This window comes from Sphingomonas azotifigens NBRC 15497, from assembly GCF_002091475.1.
GTDB lineage: Bacteria > Pseudomonadota > Alphaproteobacteria > Sphingomonadales > Sphingomonadaceae > Sphingomonas > Sphingomonas azotifigens.
In genome coordinates this window covers 58886-75934 of the sequence record NZ_BCTR01000028.1, presented here as the reverse complement: position 1 = coordinate 75934, position 17049 = coordinate 58886, and the positions used below count along the sequence as shown (strand labels likewise).

At 70.2% G+C, this 17049-nt stretch carries 11 protein-coding genes; 7 read left to right on the top strand and 4 right to left on the bottom strand.

The window, feature by feature from the left end:
- Window positions 1-20 precede the first annotated feature (20 nt).
- The 6 genes from SAZ01S_RS11660 to SAZ01S_RS11635 all read left to right on the top strand — a co-directional run bounded on the left by SAZ01S_RS11660 (window position 21) and on the right by SAZ01S_RS11635 (window position 8736).
- Window positions 21-2672: a glycoside hydrolase family 3 C-terminal domain-containing protein gene (locus SAZ01S_RS11660; protein WP_084582435.1), complete on the top strand. Its 2652-nt coding sequence runs from the start codon at window positions 21-23 to the stop codon at window positions 2670-2672.
- Window positions 2673-2914: 242 nt separating this feature from the next.
- The gene (locus SAZ01S_RS11655; protein WP_084582434.1) at window positions 2915-3853 is read left to right on the top strand and encodes a DUF808 domain-containing protein; all 939 of its coding nucleotides are present in this window, start codon (window positions 2915-2917) and stop codon (window positions 3851-3853) included.
- A 256-nt stretch (window positions 3854-4109) separates the two neighbouring features.
- On the top strand, window positions 4110-4610 hold the full coding sequence (locus tag SAZ01S_RS11650; protein WP_084582433.1) for a 2Fe-2S iron-sulfur cluster-binding protein: 501 nt from the start codon (window positions 4110-4112) through the stop codon (window positions 4608-4610).
- Window positions 4607-5590: an FAD binding domain-containing protein gene (locus SAZ01S_RS11645; protein WP_084582432.1), complete on the top strand. Its 984-nt coding sequence runs from the start codon at window positions 4607-4609 to the stop codon at window positions 5588-5590. Before SAZ01S_RS11650 ends, SAZ01S_RS11645 begins: the two co-directional genes overlap by 4 nt.
- A gap of 14 nt (window positions 5591-5604) precedes the next feature.
- Complete coding sequence (locus SAZ01S_RS11640) at window positions 5605-7794, top strand: xanthine dehydrogenase family protein molybdopterin-binding subunit (protein ID WP_084582431.1); 2190 nt, start codon at window positions 5605-5607, stop codon at window positions 7792-7794.
- A 204-nt stretch (window positions 7795-7998) separates the two neighbouring features.
- On the top strand, window positions 7999-8736 hold the full coding sequence (locus tag SAZ01S_RS11635; RefSeq protein ID WP_245824785.1) for a Crp/Fnr family transcriptional regulator: 738 nt from the start codon (window positions 7999-8001) through the stop codon (window positions 8734-8736).
- Window positions 8737-8743: 7 nt separating this feature from the next.
- Here the strand turns inward: SAZ01S_RS11635 and SAZ01S_RS11630 are convergent, their stop codons facing one another.
- Together SAZ01S_RS11630 and SAZ01S_RS11625 are read right to left on the bottom strand one after the other, a co-directional pair.
- Window positions 8744-10678 carry a hybrid sensor histidine kinase/response regulator gene (locus SAZ01S_RS11630; protein WP_084582430.1) on the bottom strand — a complete coding sequence of 645 codons (1935 nt, stop codon included), beginning with the start codon at window positions 10676-10678 and terminating at the stop codon, window positions 8744-8746.
- 117 nt (window positions 10679-10795) lie between these two features.
- Entirely contained in the window at window positions 10796-13198 is a 2403-nt protein-coding gene (locus SAZ01S_RS11625; protein WP_084582429.1) for a membrane-bound PQQ-dependent dehydrogenase, glucose/quinate/shikimate family, read from the bottom strand.
- A gap of 165 nt (window positions 13199-13363) precedes the next feature.
- Between SAZ01S_RS11625 and kdsA the strand changes: the two genes are divergently transcribed.
- Entirely contained in the window at window positions 13364-14185 is an 822-nt protein-coding gene (gene kdsA / locus SAZ01S_RS11620; protein ID WP_084582498.1) for a 3-deoxy-8-phosphooctulonate synthase, read from the top strand.
- A 192-nt stretch (window positions 14186-14377) separates the two neighbouring features.
- On the opposite strand, the gene SAZ01S_RS11615 is transcribed toward kdsA, so the two are convergent.
- Together SAZ01S_RS11615 and SAZ01S_RS11610 are read right to left on the bottom strand one after the other, a co-directional pair.
- Window positions 14378-14602 carry a DUF3072 domain-containing protein gene (locus SAZ01S_RS11615; RefSeq protein WP_084582428.1) on the bottom strand — a complete coding sequence of 75 codons (225 nt, stop codon included), beginning with the start codon at window positions 14600-14602 and terminating at the stop codon, window positions 14378-14380.
- 67 nt (window positions 14603-14669) lie between these two features.
- Window positions 14670-17030 (bottom strand): hypothetical protein, encoded by a 2361-nt coding sequence (locus SAZ01S_RS11610; RefSeq protein ID WP_084582427.1) that lies wholly within the window; start codon window positions 17028-17030, stop codon window positions 14670-14672.
- Window positions 17031-17049: the final 19 nt, after the last annotated feature.

Below are 17049 nucleotides of genomic sequence, written 5' to 3'. Positions count from 1 at the left end.
CGGCCCTGAGGGAGACACCCATGAACCGCACCATCCGCGCCGCGCTGCTCGCCGCCGCGTTCCTGCCGCTGCCCGCGCTCGCCCAGAGTGCCGACCCGCGCGCCGAGGCCGATGCCAAGGCGGCGGCGATCGTCGCGCAGCTGACGCCCGAGGAGAAGTTCGCCCAGCTGCTCAACGTCGCGCCGGCGATCCCGCGGCTCAACATCCCGCGCTACAATTGGTGGACCGAATCGCTCCACGGTGCGCTCGGCACGCTGCCGACCACCAACTTCCCCGAGCCGGTCGGCCTCGCCGCCAGCTTCGATGCGCCGCTGGTCCACGACGTCGCCGCCGCGATCAGCAGCGAGGTGCAGGGGCTCCACGCGCTCGCCCGTGAGACCGGGCGGATGGGGCGGATCGGCACCGGGCTCGATACCTGGTCGCCCAACATCAACATTTTCCGCGATCCGCGCTGGGGCCGGGGGCAGGAAACCTATGGCGAGGATCCGTTCCTCACCGCCAGGATCGGCGTCGCCTTCATCCAGGGCATGCAGGGGCCGAACCCGGACCTGCCGGGCGTGATCGCCACGCCCAAGCATTTCGCCGTGCACAGCGGCCCGGAATCGACCCGGCACGCGGCGAACGTGTTCGTCTCGCGCCACGACCTGGAGGACACCTATCTGCCGGCGTTCCGCGCCGCGATCGTCGAGGGCAAGGCGGGATCGGTGATGTGCGCCTATAACCGCATCGACGGCCAGCCCGCCTGCGCCAGCGACGAACTGCTCAAGGACCATCTCCGGGGCGCCTGGGGCTTCAAGGGCTATGTCGTCTCCGATTGCGACGCGGTGAAGGACATCAGCGACAACCATCATTATGCGCCCGACGGCCCCAGCGCGGTGGCAGCGGCGATCCGTGCGGGGGTCGACAATGAGTGCAACGGCGCGACGCTCACCGACACGGCGGGGCTGGGCGACCGGTACCGCGATGCGCTCGCCAGGGGGCTGATCACGCAAGCCGAGATCGACCGGACGCTGGTGCGGCTCTTCTCCGCGCGGCTGCGCAACGGCGACCTGCCGGGCATCCGCACCGCCAGCGGCAAGCCGGGCGATGTCGGTGCACCGGCGCACCGCGCGCTGGCGCTCGACGCGGCGGAGAAGAGCCTGGTGCTGCTCAAGAACGACGGCCTGTTGCCCTTGAAACGCGGCAGCCGCATCGCCGTGATCGGCCCGCTCGGCGACGCGACGCGGGTGCTGCGCGGCAATTACTCGTCGTCGCTGTCGGGCCAGCCCATCTCGGTGGTGGAGGGCCTGCGCCGTGCCTTTCCACGTGCAAACGTCAGCTATGCCCCCTTCGGCGCCTCGGTGACCGACGGCGACCGGGTGCCCGGCTCGGCGCTGCGCACGCCCAGCGGCAAGCCCGGCCTGCTCGCCCGCTACTTCAATCCGGTGACGCCGGCGCCCGCCGAGTTCGCGCCCGGGACCTTCCGAGACGCCGTCGCCAAGATGCAGTTCGCCGACACGCCGGTGGTGACCCGGGTCGAGGCCGATGTCTCGGCCCGCAGCCTCGACCTGCCGACCGTCTCCGAACATCATCGCACGATCTGGACCGGCTTCCTCGTGCCGCCCGAGACCGGCACCTACCGGCTCGGCCTGACCGGCTTCGGCGGCGCGATGACCTTTGAGGGCAAACCCTTTGTCGACCTCACCAAGTCCGGCTGGGGCAGCCTGCCGACCATGCGCGAGGTGCAGCTGGTCAAGGGCAAGCGTTATCCGATCGAGGTGCGCACCGACGAGCATGTGCTCTCGGGCATCGATCTGGTCTGGAAGCGGATCAGCGCCGATCCGGTTGCAGCCATGAAGGCTGCCGCTGCCAAGGCCGATGTGCTGGTCGCGGTAGTAGGGATCACCTCCGATCTCGAAGCCGAGGAGTCGCCGATCCAGGTCCCCGGCTTCAAGGGCGGCGACAAGACCAGCCTCGATCTGCTCCCCGACCAGCAGGCGCTGCTCGATGCCGCCAAGGCGACCGGCAAGCCGCTGGTCGTCGTCGCGATGAACGGCAGCCCGATCAACCTGAGCTGGGCCAAGGACCATGCTGCCGCGATCCTGGAGGCCTGGTATCCGGGCGAGGTGGGCGGCACCGCGATCGCCAACGTGCTGTCCGGCAGGACCAGCCCGTCGGGCCGCCTGCCGCTGACCTTCTACCGCAGCGTCGACGACCTGCCGCCGTTCGGCGACTACAGCATGCAGGGGCGGACCTATCGCTACTTCACCGGCACGCCGGTCTACCCGTTCGGCTTCGGCCTCAGCTACACCAGCTTCACCTATGGCGCGCCGGTGGTGGAGAAGGCCGAGGGTGGGCCGGGGGCGGGGCTGACCGTAACCGCCGAGCTGCGCAACACCGGCGCCCGGGCGGGCGACGAGGTGGCACAGCTCTACCTCAACTTCCCCGAGGATCCCGGCGCGCCCAAGGTCGCGCTGCGCGGCTTCCAGCGCGTGTCGCTCAAGCCGGGCGAGAAGCGGACGATCCGCTTCACGCTCTCGCCGCGCGACCTCAGCACGGTGACGGTGGACGGCCAGCACCGGGTGCTGGCCGGCACCTACCGCGCGACGGTCGGCGGCGGACAGCCGGGCAGCGGGGCGGCGGGGGCCTCGGTGCAGTTCAAGCTCGAGCGACCGATCGACCTGCCGGATTGAGGGGGAGGCCGTGGGGCACCGGAAGGACGCCCCACACCCCCTTCGTCATTCCCGCGAAGGCGGGAATCCATTGGCGCTGAAGCGGCGGTTCCTGCCCCCGGCGGCACGGCGAATGGATCCCCGCTTCCGCGGGATGACGGTTGCTTTGTTGCGACTGCGCAGCGCACCGCCGGGAGCCTCGGTCGACCGCGTGCATTTCCGCTTCATCTCGGCTAGCCCGGGGCGAACATGAGGGGGATTTGATGGCGGGTGGCCTGGTCGCATTGCTGGACGATATCGCGGCGCTGGCGAAACTGGCGGCGGCGTCGCTCGACGACGTGGCGGGCGCAGCGGGCAAGGCAGGGGCCAAGGCCGCCGGGGTGGTGATCGACGATACCGCGGTGACGCCGCGCTATGTCGTGGGGCTCACCCCCGATCGCGAGCTGCCGATCATCGGCAAGATCGCGCTCGGCTCGATCGCCAACAAGCTGGTCGTGATCCTGCCGCTGGCGCTGCTGCTCAGCGCCTTCGCACCCTGGGCGCTGACCCCGATCCTGATGCTGGGCGGCACCTATCTCTCGTTCGAGGCGGCGGAGAAGATCCTCGAGGCGCTGACCGGCACCCACGATGCCGACGCGGTCGCCGAGATCACCGACGCCAAGGCGCTGGAGAAGCGCCAGGTGCTCGGCGCGATCCGCACCGATCTGATCCTCTCGGCCGAAATCATGGTGATCGCGCTGGCGCAGCTGCCCGACGACATGGCGTTCGTGACGCGCGCGGGCGCGCTGGTGCTGGTGGCGTTCGCGATCACGATCGGCGTCTACGGCGTGGTCGCGCTGATCGTGAAGATGGACGATATCGGCCTGCACCTCAGCCGCGGCGAGGGGAAGGGCGCGGTTGCCGGCTTCGGGCGCGGGCTGGTCAAGGCAATGCCGGTGCTGCTCACCGCGCTGTCGCATATCGGCGTGGCGGCGATGGCCTGGGTCGGCGGCGGCATCCTGCTCCACGGACTGGAGGAATTCGGCGCGGGGGGAGTGCCGCATGCGCTGCACCATGGGGCCGAGCTCGCGGGTGCGGCGACCGGGGCGCTGGGCGGCATGGTCGCATGGCTGGTCTATGCGCTGGGTTCTGCGGTGGCGGGGCTGATCGTCGGCGCGGTCGTCGCCGGGCTGCTCCATCTGATCCCGCGCAAGGGGCATTGAACTTTCGCTCCCCTCCCGCTCGCGGGAGGGGTTGGGGGAGGGATCGACGTGGAAGAAGCGCGATGACGTTTCAGCCCCTCCCAGCTTTGGGGTGAACAGCGCCCAGCGCTGTTCAGGCCATGCTGGGGGCATGGCCGACCCCGACGCTCCCTCCCGCAAGCGGGAGGGGAACGCAGTTGTCGACGTCGACATTCCCTTTTGGGCGGGACCGATCCCGATGCCGGCGCGTTCGCCCCCCTGATCAGGGAGGCCGCGCATGCCCATCACCATCAACGGCGCCGAGTATGAGCTCGACGTCGATCCCCGTACCAGTCTGCTCGATTTTCTCCGCCGCGACGCCGGCCTCACCGGCACCAAGAAGGGGTGCGACCACGGCCAGTGCGGCGCCTGCACGGTGCTGCTCAACGGCCAGCGGATCAACAGCTGCCTCACCCTGGCGGTGATGCACGACGGTGACAGCGTCACCACGATCGAGGGCCTCGGCACCCCCGATGCGCCGCACCCGCTACAGGCGGCGTTCGTGCGGCACGACGGCTATCAGTGCGGATACTGCACGCCGGGCCAGATCTGCTCGGCCAAGGCGATGCTCGACGAGATCGCGGCGGGCTGGACCAGCTTCGTCAGCGACGATGTGGCAGGCACGCCGAAGCTCAGCGAGGAAGAGATCCGCGAGCGGATGAGCGGCAATCTCTGCCGCTGCGGGGCCTATTCGAACATCGTCGCGGCGATCTCCGAAGTGGCGGAGGCGCAGGCATGAAACCCTTCGACTATCAGCGGGCCCATGGCCTGGACGATGCCGGCCAGCTGCTCGTCGCCGACGGTGCCAAGCCGATCGCCGGCGGCACCAATCTGCTCGACCTGATGAAGCTGGAGGTGGAGACGCCGACCGCGCTGGTCGACGTCAACCGCCTGCCGCTCGGCGGGATCACGGCGCATGGCGAGGGGCTGTATATCGGTGCGCTCGTCTCGAACTGCGCCTGTGCCGCCGATCCGCGCATCCGCTCCGACTATCCGGTGCTGGCCCGTGCGATCCTGGCGGGGGCGACCTTCCAGCTGCGCAACAAGGCGACGACCGGCGGCAATCTCTGCCAGCGGACGCGCTGCTATTATTTCTATGACCTCAGCCAGACCTGCAACAAGCGCGCGCCCGGCACCGGCTGCGCCGCGATCGGCGGGTTCAACCGGATCCACGCCATCCTCGGCGCGAGCGATACCTGCATCGCCACCTATCCGGGCGACATGGCGGTGGCGCTCTCCGCGCTCGACGCCACGGTCGAGATCCATGACGTGAAGGGCGACAAGCGCCTGGTCCCGGTCCGCGACTTCCACCGCCTGCCCGGTGACACCCCCGAGCGCGACAATGTCCTGGAGCCCGGCGACGTGATCACCGGCGTGGTGCTGCCGGCACCCGCGGGCGGCACCCAGCTCTATCGCAAGGTGCGCGACCGGGCCTCTTACGCCTTCGCGCTCGTCTCGGTAGCGGCGGTGATTCACGTCGAGGACGGCAAGATCGCCAAGGCGCGGCTCGCCTTTGGCGGGCTGGCACACAAGCCCTGGCACGATGCCCGCGTCGAGGCGCTGCTGGAAGGCGAGGCGCCTTCGGACGCGCTGTTCGACCAAGCTGCCGCGCTGCTGCTCGACGAGGCTCGCGGGCAAGGCAGCAACGATTTCAAGATTCCGCTCACCCGCCGCACGCTCAAGGCCGTGCTGCGCGAAGCGACGGGAGGTACGCTGTGACTCGCCTGTACACGATGGACAAGCCGGACGACCGCAACCGGCTCGATGCGATGGCGCAGGGCATCATCGGCCGTCCGCTCGACCGGCCTGACGGCAGCGCCAAGACGGCGGGTGTCGCGCCCTACGCCGCGGAATATGTGATTCCCGAATGCGCCGAGGGCGTGCTGGTCCTGTCGACGATCAGCCGCGGCGAGGTGGTCGAGATCGAGTCCGGCCCGGTGCTCGCCATGCCGGGCGTGCTGGCGGTGATCGCCGATCCGCGGATGATCACCCGCTCGGCGCAGGGCGGCGCGGGCAAGTCGCCGGTGCGCGAGATCCAGCATGTCGATTATTATGGCCAGCCGGTCGCGCTGGTCGTCGCCGAGACCTTCGAGCAGGCGCGCGATGCCGCCACGCGGCTGCGCATCGCCTATCGCGCCGACGATCCCGCCAAGGTGCCGCTCGATTCGGAGGACGGCCACGCGCCCCATGAATCCTTCGGCGAGCCGGTGCAGCAGGGCAACCTCGACGCCGCGATGCGCGATGCCGTGCACGCGGTCGACGTCACCTACACCACCGAGGGCCATGCCAGCGCCGCGATGGAGCCGCATGCCAGCATCGCCGAATGGGACGGCAACACGCTCACCGCCCATTCGAGCCTGCAGATGCTCAAATACAACCAGAAGGAGCTCGCCGACGCGCTCGGTCTCCAGCCCGAGCAGGTGCGGCTGATTGCGCCCTATGTCGGCGGCGGCTTCGGCTCGAAGCTCGGCATCAGCGCGGAACTGACCGCAGCCGCGGTGGCTGCGATCGAGCTCGGCCGGCCAGTGCGCGTGGTGATGAGCCGCCAGCAGGTCTTCCAGACGGTGATGCGCCGCTCCGAGACGCGCCAGCGCATCCGCCTAGCCGCCGATGCCGAGGGGCGGCTGGACGGCTTTGGCCATGAGGCCTGGGTCTCCAACCTGCCGGGCGAGAAGTTCGCCGAGCCGGTGACCCAGGCGAGCGAATTCCTCTATCGCGGCGCGCATCGCACGCTCCGCATCGACCTCGCCCGCATCCACCGGATGACCGCCGGTTCGGTCCGCGCGCCGGGCGAGGCGGTGGGCATGCAGTGCCTGGAAGCGGCGATGGACGAACTGGCGATCGCCAGTGGCATCGACCCCGTCGAGCTGCGGCTGCGCAACATCCCCGAGCAGCATCCGAGCGAGGGCCTGCCCTATAGCTCGCGGCGGCTGGCGGAATGCCTCAAGATCGGCGCCGAGCGCTTCGGCTGGGACGGCAGCGATCGCCGCCCACTCCCGCGCCGCGAAGGCGAGTGGTGGATCGGCACCGGCATGGCGACCGCCTGCCGGGTCCACAATCTCAACGAAGCCCAGGCCAAGGTAACGCTGTCGACCGACGGCACGGCGGTCGTCGAAAGCGACATGACCGATATCGGCACCGGCACCTATGCCATTCTCGGCCAGATCGCCGGCGAGATGCTCGGCCTGCCACCCGAGAAGGTACTCGTCCAGCTCGGCGACACGCGTTATCCGCCGGGCGCCGGCTCGGGCGGCAGCTGGGGGGCGGCATCGACCGGCTCGGCGGTGATGGTCGCCTGCGAGGCGATCCGCGAGCAGCTGGCGCAGCAGCTCGGCGTCGAGGAAGCCGATCTCACGCTCAAGGACGGCGAGGCGATCACCGGCAACCGGCGCATCCCCTTTACCGAGCTGCTCGAGACCGACCTCACCGAGACCGGCCATTTCAAGAATGGCGGGATCGACGAGCAGTTCGCCATCGCGATGTACGGCGCCTTTTTCGTCGAGGTTGGCGTAAACGCCTATACCGGCGAGACGCGGGTGCGGCGGATGACCGGGGCGTTCGGGCTCGGTCGTGCGCTCAACGCGAAGACCGCGACCTCGCAGTGCCTGGGCGGCATGGTGTGGGGCATCGGCAGCGCGCTGACCGAGGAACTCGTCTTCGATCCCCGCGACGGCCACCTCGTCAACCACGACCTTGCCGAATACCACGTGCCCGTGAATGCCGACGTCCCCGCGCTCGACGTGGTGCTGGTCGACGAGCGCGATCCCGCGGGCAGCCCGCTCCAGGCAAAGGGGGTCGGCGAGCTCGGCATCTGCGGTGCGGCAGGCGCGATCGCCAATGCCATTCACCATGCCTGCGGCGTCCGCGTCCGCAGCTTCCCGATTACTCCCGACAAGCTGCTCGACCAGCTCCCCGAGGTGTGAGCGCACGGGGAGCGGTGTCCCGCTTGAAAATGCAAACGTTATAACAGGTTAAGTCGAATTTCCCGGACGGGTGTGATTGCCAGCCGGAGGCGCTCCGGCTAGGCAGCGCGGGTGAGCGAGCAGGCCCCGGGTGCAGGGGCCGCCGCTCCTGCACGTCGGCGGCCTGCCGGCGGAGGACACATCCAGGACAGGGGAGCATCTGGGGTGCCGAACTACCCGTTGACGCGATTCCACGAGCAGGCTTCGCTCACCGACGAAGAAGCCGAAATTCTGCGCGGGCTGGGCGAGCCGGAAATGCTGGTGCGCCGCCAGAACATGATCCGGCGCGACCGCGAGCCGGTCGACGCCATCTATCTGCTGCTCGAAGGCTGGGCGACCGCGTCGATCCGGCTGCCCGGCGGCCGGCGCCAGATCGTCAAGGTCCACATCACCGGCGACATGATGGGCACGCCGAGCATGGTGCTGGACAGCGCCGCCGACGCGCTGACCGCGGTCACCGAATGCCGCGCCGCCAAGGTGCCGCTGGCGCGGCTGCGCGAAGTGCTGATCGCCTATCCGCGGCTGGGGCCGCTGCTGCTGATGTCGGTGCAGGTCGAGCGGCTGGCGCTGATGGATGTCGTCGCGGCGATGGGCAAGTCGTCGGCGCGCGAGCGGATGGTGCGGCTGCTGCTCGACCTGCACGATCGGCTCGCCAAGATCGGCGCGGTCGAGGACGGCCGGTTCGACATGCCGCTGACCCAGGAGGTGCTGGGCGACGTGCTCGGGCTCACCGCGGTGCACGTCAACCGCACGCTACGGCTGCTCGAACGCGAAGGCCTGATCGCCCGGCACGGCCAGCGCGTCGCGCTCGGCGACCTCGATCTGTTGCGCAAGCTCTCGCCGCTGCCGCCGCGGCAGGTCCGGTTCGATCCCGTCTGGCTGCCTGCCCCCGGCGAGATGTGATCGCAGATCAGCCGAGCAGCGCGTCCACCGCATCGATCAGCTCGCGCTCGCGGAACGGCTTGCGCAGCTGGGGCACGTCCTGCGGCAGGTCCTCCGCCGCATCGGTATAGCCGGTGAGCAGCAGGAAGGGCTGGCGGCTGCCGCCGGCGCGCGCGCGGGAGATGAATTCGCCGCCGGTGCCGCCGGGCATCATATAGTCGGTGATCACCAGCGCGGTTTCGGGAGCATCGGCGAGCGCCCGCATGCCCTGGCCCAGTGATTCCGCCTCGGTCACCTGATGGCCATGGGCGCGCAGCACCTCGGCAGCGGCTTCGCGCACGGCGGGATCGTCGTCGACGAGCAGGATCTCGGCGGTGCGGGTCGGGCGGTCGCGGGGCGCATCGGGCATCGGCGCGGGCGCATCGGTGGCGGGCAGGATCAGCGTCGCCGTCGTGCCCTGGCCGGGCGCGCTTTCCAGCACCAGCCGGCCGGCCGATTGCTCGGCAAAGCCATGGACCATCGACAGGCCGAGTCCGGTGCCGCGGTCGCCCGCCTTGGTGGTGAAGAACGGCTCCATCGCCCGGCGCAGCGTCGCCGCGTCCATGCCGCAGCCATCGTCGGACACCGCCAGCGCGAGATAGTCGCCGCGCGGCAGGCCGCGCACTTCCTCCGGGCGCGGGGCCCGCGTCTGGACGACGATGCTGCCGCTGATCCGCTCGCCGGTCTTGATCGCGTCGCGCGCGTTGATCACCAGGTTGAGCACCGCCAGTTCCAGCTGGTTGCGATCGGCGCGCACCGGCGGCAGCCCCGGCGCGGCGTGCAGCGTGCAGCGGATCGTCGGCCCGACCGAGCGCTGGAGCAACTCCTGCAGATCGGCGAGCATCGCCGCGACGTCGATCGCCTCGGGGGTCAGCGCTTGGCGCTTGGCATAGGCGAGCAGCCGCGCGACCAGGCTGCGCGCCCGCTCCGCGCTCGTCGTCGCGCTGTCGATATAGCGCAACGCCTTGGGATCGGTGCCGACCCGGTTGCGCAGCAGGTCCAGCCCGCCCAGGATCGGCGTCAGCAGGTTGTTGAGATCATGCGCCACGCCGCCGGTCAGGCGGCCCAGTGCCTCCAGCCGCTGCGCCTGCAGCGTTGCCGCCTGGCGCTGGCGGAAGCGTCGCAGTTCGATCATCAGCGCATAGGTCAGCGCGGCGAAGACGGCGAGCGCGACCACCCCGCCGCCGATCAGCACCATCCGGGTCTGGCGCGTCAGCGCGGCAAAGCTGCCGCGCGGCACCGCCACTTCCATCTGCCAGCCGGTTTCGGGCACCGCCGTCACCGAGGATTGTACGGCATCGTTCTCGATCGAGCCCGCTTGCGCGATCACCGCGCCGCGCCGGTCGAACAGCCGCAGCCGCCAGTTCGGCGGGATCTCCTCACCGTTCAACAGGCGTTGCATCGCGCGCACCGGCACGACCGCGGAGACGACATAGGGGACACCGCGATCGTGCAGCACCGGCGCGCGCACCGCGAATGCGGTCACGCCCCCGGGGCCGCGGATCACATGCCCGACCTGCGGCAGGCGGGTGCGGACCGCGCGGGCGAGACTGACCGGATCGACTACCTTGCCGAGCGTGCCGCCGATCGGCGTCGGCAGGTCGAGGATGCGATTGCCCTGGGAATCGGCGATGCTCAGCGTCGCCCAATCGGGATGATCCTCCATCAGCCGCATGCCCAGCACGGTGAAACGGGGCCGATCGATGCCGCCGTCGAGCGAAGGGGAGCGGCTGATCATCTTGACCGCATCGATGGTCGCGGTGATCTCGCGTCCTATCAGCCGCGCGGTAGAGCGGCTGGTGAGCGCCGCCTGACGATCGAGCGCGGCCCGCTGCTCGCGAAGGGTGACGGCGCCATAGGCGGAGCCTAGCACAACGATCGGCAGCATGCCGGTGAGACCCATCAGGATCAGCGATCGTCGCACCCTATCCTGTCCTCGTTACGCGGACCGCTCAGAGCCGCCCCGAACCAGACAAGTATTTCATGCCCAAAGTCAAACCTATATCCTGGATCAACAGCGGAGGTGTAACGACTTCGCGGATTAGGATCCCGACTTGGGCAGGGCATAGGCGACGATCGAGTCACCGCGTCTGGTCCCGAGCGAGCCATGGCCGCCCGCTGCAAGGACAACGAACTGGCGGCCGCTCTTCGCAGACCAGTAGCTCATCGGCGTTGCCTGGCCGCCGGCCGGCAGCCGGCCACGCCACAACACCCTGCCGGTCGTCACGTCATAGGCGCGCAGGTAATAGTCGAGCGCCGAACCCATGAATGCCACGCCGCCCGCGGTCAGCATCGGCCCGCCGAGCGAGGGCACGCCGAGCTTGAACGGCAGCGGCACGGGCGTCTGGTCGCGCGAGGTGCCGTTGCGGTGCTGCCACACGGTCTTGCCGCTCACCAGGTCGATGCCGGCGACATAGCCCCAGGGCGGCGCCTGGCAGGGCAGGCCCAGCGCGGAGAGGAAGGGGTTGAGCGCCACCGCGAAGGGCGCGCCGGTGTTCGGGTTGAATCCCTTAATGTCCGATCCGCTGAAGTCGGACCCACCGGCCGGACCCCGCAGCTTGGGATCGGCCGCGTCGGATTCAGGGCGCGGCACCAGCCGGTCGACGAACGCCATGTAGTTGGGATGGGCGAAGGCGATCATGCGGACCGGGTCGATCGCCATGCCGCCCCAGTCCATCACCCCGAAATTGCCCGGGAAGACCAGCGTGCCCTGCTGCGAGGGCGGGGTGAACGGCCCTTCGTAGCGCAGCCGCTTGAACTTGATGCGGCAGGCGAGCTGGTCGAACATCGTCGCGCCCCACATGTCCGCATCGGTGACGCGCTTCTTCGCCATCAGGCTGAGCGCGGATTCCGGCTGGGTGGGGGACGTGCGGTCGCCGGGCGCCGCGCCCTGCGGCACGGGGATCTCGCGCACCGGCACCACCGGCTGGCCAGTGCGGCGGTCCAGCACGAAGATGTTGCCGGTCTTGGTCGACTGGATCAGCGCCGGCACCCGGCCGCGGCCGGGCAGGCTGAGGTCGACCAGCGCGGGCTGGGCGGGGACGTCCATGTCCCACAGGTCGTGATGGACGGTCTGGAAGGTCCAGCGGACCTTGCCGGTCGCCGCCTCGAGCGCGATCACCGAGGTGGCGAAGCGCTCGGTCTCCGGCGTGCGGCGGCCGCCCCATTGGTCGATCGCGGCCATGCCGGTGGGGATATAGACGAGGCCCAGCGCCGGATCGGCGGCGGCGATCGTCCAGCTGTTCGGGCTGGACGGGGTGTAGCGGCCGGTGCCGGGGGGCTTGGGGCGCGTGTCGTTCGGGTTGGCCGGATCGAACGCCCAGACCGCGCGGCCGGTGTTCACGTCATAGCCGCGCACCACGCCCGAGGGCATGAAGGTGGTCTTGTTGTCGTAGACCGCGCCGCCGAACACCGCGAGGTTGCCGATGATCACGGGCGGCGAGGTGATCTGCCACCAGCCGCGCTGCTGGCCCGGCAGGCCTGGCCAGACATCGACCTGGCCGCTGGTGCCGAAGCCGGGGCAAGGGCGGCCGCTCGCCGCGTCGAGCGCGATCAGCCGCGCGTCGTTGGTGCCCATGAGGATCCGGTTGGCGCACAGCCCGCCGGTGCCGGGTGCCGCGCCGTTGCTGTGATAGGAAACGCCGCGGCAGGTGAGGTGCTGCATCTCCTGCGAGGCGCGGATCTGCGGATCGTACCGCCACACCTGCTGGCCGGTCTCGGCATCGAGCGCGAAGACGATGTTGTGCGGCGAGCAGAGATAGACGAGCCCGCCCACCTTGATCGGCGTCACCTCATAGGTGAACTCGTCGGGATCGCTGCCGGTCTTGAGGTCGCCGGTGTGGAATTCCCAGGCCTTTTCCAGCCTGGCGACATTGCCGGGGTTGATCTGGTCGATCGGCGACCAGCGATCGCCGCGCCACGAGCGACCATAGGCGTTCCAGTCCTCCTTGGGCGTGCCGCCCAGCACACTGGCCGGCGCGATGCCGCGCGCGCCGGGCAGGGCGCCGGCGAGGTCGTGCGGGTTGGTGAAGGCGGTGGCGAGCAGCACCAGCGCGGCGATGCCCAGGCTGCCGACCAGCGGCCAAGCCCGGCCCGGCCAGCGCGGCGAGCCCAGCCGCCGGGTGACGAAGGGCAGCGCCAGCACGATGCCGAGCGGCACCAGCACGTCGCCGCGCGGGGCGAGCGCCCAGAAGTCCCAGCCGGCTTCCGCCACCGCCCAGACCATCGTCGCGACGAGCAGCGCCGCGTAGAGCAGCAGCGCCGCGGCATTGCGCCGATAGAGCAGCCAGCCGGCGGCGATCAGCGCGATGCCGGCGAGCAGATAATAGACCGAGCCGCCGAGCAGCGCGAGCCACAGCCCGCCGCCGCCGATCGCCAGGCCGATCAGCGCCAGGATCACGGCGAGCACGGTGAGCACGCGCGAGGAACGTTGCTGGTCGGCCATCGGGACGCTCCGAATCAGTCGCGTGGAGATGCCCGCCAAACCGGTCGCGCGGTGCGGAGGTTCCCGCGCGGGCTCGACCAACCCGGTTTTTCTGGCGTAGGCGGGGTGGAGATGCTCCTGGCGCGCCGCATCGGTGCAACGGTGGATGACGTGAAGGATCTACAGATGAAGACGGTGACGGTCGGTGCCCTGGAAATCGCCAACGACAAGCCGTTCGTGCTCGTCGCCGGCCCCTGCGCGATGGAGAGTCGCGACCATGCCTTCGCCATGGCCGAGGCGCTGACCAGGCTCTGCGCCGATCTCGGCATCGGCTTCATCTACAAGAGCTCGTTCGACAAGGGGAACCGCACGGCGATCGACGCGCCGCGCGGCATCGGCATGGACGCAGCGCTGCAGGTGTTCGCCGACCTCAAGGCCGAATTCGGCTGCCCGGTGCTGACCGATGTCCATGATGCCGGCCAGTGCGCGCCGGTGGCCGAAGTGGTCGACGTGCTGCAGATCCCGGCATTCCTCTGCCGGCAGACCGACCTGCTGGTCGCCGCGGCCAAGACCGGCCGTGCCGTGAATGTGAAGAAGGGCCAGTTCCTTGCGCCCTGGGACATGAAGAATGTCGCGCAGAAGCTCGCCGCCTCGGGCAACGACAACGTCATCCTCTGCGAACGCGGCGCCAGTTTCGGCTACAACACGCTGGTGAGCGACATGCGCGCGCTGCCGATCATGGCCGAGACCGGCTATCCGGTGATGTTCGACGCGACCCATTCGGTGCAGCAGCCCGGCGGCCAGGGCACCAGCTCGGGCGGGCAGCGCGAATTCGTGCCGGCGCTGGCGCGGGCGGCGGTGGCGGTCGGCGTCGCGGCGGTGTTCATCGAGACGCACCAGGATCCCGACACCGCCCCCAGCGACGGCCCCAACATGGTGCCGCTCGCCGAAATGCCGGCGCTGCTCGCCCGGCTCAAGGCGTTCGACACGCTTGCCAAGCAGGGCTGATACCAGGCTGCGTTGATACCGACTCCTCCGGCCTCTGCCCGTCATCCCGGCGAAAGCCGGGATCCATTCGCCTCTCGGTCTCAGCAAACGCCGATAGCGAGATCGCAATGGACCCGGGCTTTCGCCGGGGTGACGATGTGGAGGACGAAGATAGGTTCTTTTCCGTGTAGGTTGGTATGAGCCGGCCGCGGTTCAGCGGCCGAGCTGCTCCTTCAAGGCATCGATGCGCTTCGAGGCTTCCGCCTTGTTGAGGTTGCCCTCGATCGGTGGTTCGCCGGCTTCTTCGAGCAATGTGGTGAGGTAGGAGGCTTGGGCGCCGGTCATCGGATCGTCGCCCGAGACCCAGTCGTCGGGATCCTTCTCGGTGTTCGAGCCCGGATGCGCGTCGAGCTTCGGATTGTGGAGCGGTTCCGCCATGATCGCCTTTCCTGTTCCTGTTGTGTTCTGAACGGTCGGCGCGCGGGGCGGTTCCGGGCGCTTGCGATCAGCCGGGCAGCGTCACCTGCACCACGCTCTCTGGCGCATCGTGCAGCCGCAGGTACAGCGTCTTGCCGGCCGGGCGGGGCAGCGTGATGCTGCCGCCGACAAAGCCCGGCGGGACGAGCGTCGCGCCCGAGAGGTCGGGCTTGTCGCCGATCGCGGCGATCAGGAACAGGTCGGTGCCCGACAGCGTGCAGGACGGCCCCTCGGCGGGGCAGGCGATGCCGCGCAGCTGGGGCAGGCGCGCGACCGTGACCAGCGGCTGCCAGTCGCCGGCACCGCCGCCGTCGGCCAGTCGGTAGCGTAGCGGGCCGGCAATGCCCGCGCCGAGCAGCGCCCGCGGGGCGAAATGCGCGACCACCACGTCACCGACGCGCTGCAGGGTGCCGTCGCGGAAGCCGAGCCGTGCGACGGGCCCGTCGTTGCCGGTGATCTCCACCCCGCCGGCATCGGGCAGCGCCCCGCGGATGACCTTGAACGAGAAGTCGATCGCGCCGTCCGCTGGCAGTACGCCATCGGGCAGGGTGAGCGCCAGCGTGTCCGGCGCGGCCTTGGCGGTGGCGGCGCGGCTGAGCAGCGAGGCGACCGGTCGCGGCGCGGCCGCGCGGACCGCCAGCTTCACCGTGCGGCCGTCGCGGAGGCGCACCAGCGCTTCGCCGTCGCCCGCAGGGATTGGGGCGTCGGTGGTCATCGCCAGCCGGTCCCCCTCGACGCCGCGGGAGAGATCGCCGGGGGTGAAGTGGACGCCGTGCCAGTCGATCCCCGCCACCTGGTCGAGCCGGGCGCCCTCCAGCACGCCGTCGCGATCGCCCTCGTGCAGGACGAGGCGATCGAGCCGGCTTGCCTCGAGCCGCGCTGCGAGCGGAATCGTGTCGGGCGGGGCGGTGCCGAAGCGAGCGACGTTCAGCGTCAGCGCGCCGGGCTTCGCGTCCTTGAGCGGCAGGGTCATGGTCAGCTCGTCCTGGCCGCTGACCTTGAACGGGACCGGGGTGCGCGTGCCCTTGGCGTCGCTCAGCGCGATCTGGCTGACGCAGAAGGCGGCGCCGCCGCGCAGCACCAGCGGATGGTCGCGCCCGACGACGACGGCGCTGTCCGGCACCGCGCGCCACGCGCCCATCGCGTCGAGCTGCACCGGCAGGCGCGGGCCCGAGAAGCTGTCGAACCCCCAGCGGCCGTGGAGCACGGCGGTGGAGACGGTGCCGAGATCGGCCGGCACCGCGCCGTCGAGCCGCACGCCGCCCTTCTCGACATCGGGGGTGACGGGCAGGTCGAGCGTCTTGCCCTCGTTGCTGGTCAGCCGGATCGCGAGCGTGCGGGCGAAATCGGTCGCGTAGAGCAGCGGCGCATCCTCGAGCGGGAGCGCGAGGCCGGGCTGGGCGAGGCACACCGGCGTCGGGCCGCCGGCCTGCCAGACCGGCGGCGCGGCCGGGCCGATCGGCGGCAGCGCGGCGACCAGCACCGAACGCGGGTTCTGGAACGACGGCGCAGCGTTGAGCAGCAGCTTAAGCGAGTCGCTGCGGCCGAGGCCCAGCGCGGGCAGATACTGGTATTGCGGGCTGCGGAATGCCCCGAACAGCTTCGCCACGTCGCGCGCCAGCCCGATATAGGGGCTGTAGAAGCCGCCGCCCCCCTGCGGGGTCGCGGCGAGGCTGTAGGCGAGGTCGACCGGCGCGCCGGTCAGCGTCTCGGCCAGCGTGGTGCCGCGCTGCGCCTGCAGCACCAGCGTGTCGCGATTCTGGGTGAGGCATGCCGCCTGCAGCCCGCGCGGCCGGCTGAGGCATTCGGCGTTGAGCTTGATCCGCAGCGCATTGGCGAGCACCGGCGCTGCGGTCGAGAGCCGATCGGGCGCGGCATCGCCGATTCGCGCGACCGCATTGACAAAGGCATCGAGCCGGGCCCGGTCGAGCGAGGCCTGGAACAGGTCTTGCGCCGCGCGGACGAACACGCCGGGCCGCCCGCGCACGGTATCGCGCACCGCATCGAAGCCGCCGCCGGTTTCGGGCGCGAGCAGCAGCACCGCCTGTTCGGCGCCGTCGGGCACCGTCAGCTCCAGCCGGTTCTTCTTCTTGCGCCAGGTTTCGGCGACGAAGAACCAGTCCTTGGGCGGCGGGTTGGTCGCGCCGCGCAGGAACGCGACCACCAGCAGATAATGTGCCGCCTGGTCGGGCGGCAGCGCCGCCTCCGCCGTCACCTTGTCGCCCGGCTGGAGCGAGGGGACGGCGCCGATCGGCAGCGTTACCCCGGCGCGGGTGACGCTGAGCTTCAGGTCGGGCCCGACCAGATCGAAGGCATTCTGCTGGGCCTGGGCGGGAAGCGCGGCGCAGAGCAGCGCCAGCAGCAGCGGGATCAGGGGCACGCGAACCATGGCGCCGCTATAGGGGAGA

Coding starts and splice junctions, on each gene's coding strand:
- SAZ01S_RS11660 (WP_084582435.1), top strand. CDS start 21: ATGAACCGCACCATCCGCGCCGCGCTGCTCGCCGCCGCGTTCCTGCCG.
- SAZ01S_RS11655 (WP_084582434.1), top strand. CDS start 2,915: ATGGCGGGTGGCCTGGTCGCATTGCTGGACGATATCGCGGCGCTGGCG.
- SAZ01S_RS11650 (WP_084582433.1), top strand. CDS start 4,110: ATGCCCATCACCATCAACGGCGCCGAGTATGAGCTCGACGTCGATCCC.
- SAZ01S_RS11645 (WP_084582432.1), top strand. CDS start 4,607: ATGAAACCCTTCGACTATCAGCGGGCCCATGGCCTGGACGATGCCGGC.
- SAZ01S_RS11640 (WP_084582431.1), top strand. CDS start 5,605: ATGGACAAGCCGGACGACCGCAACCGGCTCGATGCGATGGCGCAGGGC.
- SAZ01S_RS11625 (WP_084582429.1), bottom strand. CDS start 13,198: ATGGCCGACCAGCAACGTTCCTCGCGCGTGCTCACCGTGCTCGCCGTG.
- kdsA (WP_084582498.1), top strand. CDS start 13,364: ATGAAGACGGTGACGGTCGGTGCCCTGGAAATCGCCAACGACAAGCCG.
- SAZ01S_RS11615 (WP_084582428.1), bottom strand. CDS start 14,602: ATGGCGGAACCGCTCCACAATCCGAAGCTCGACGCGCATCCGGGCTCG.
- SAZ01S_RS11610 (WP_084582427.1), bottom strand. CDS start 17,030: ATGGTTCGCGTGCCCCTGATCCCGCTGCTGCTGGCGCTGCTCTGCGCC.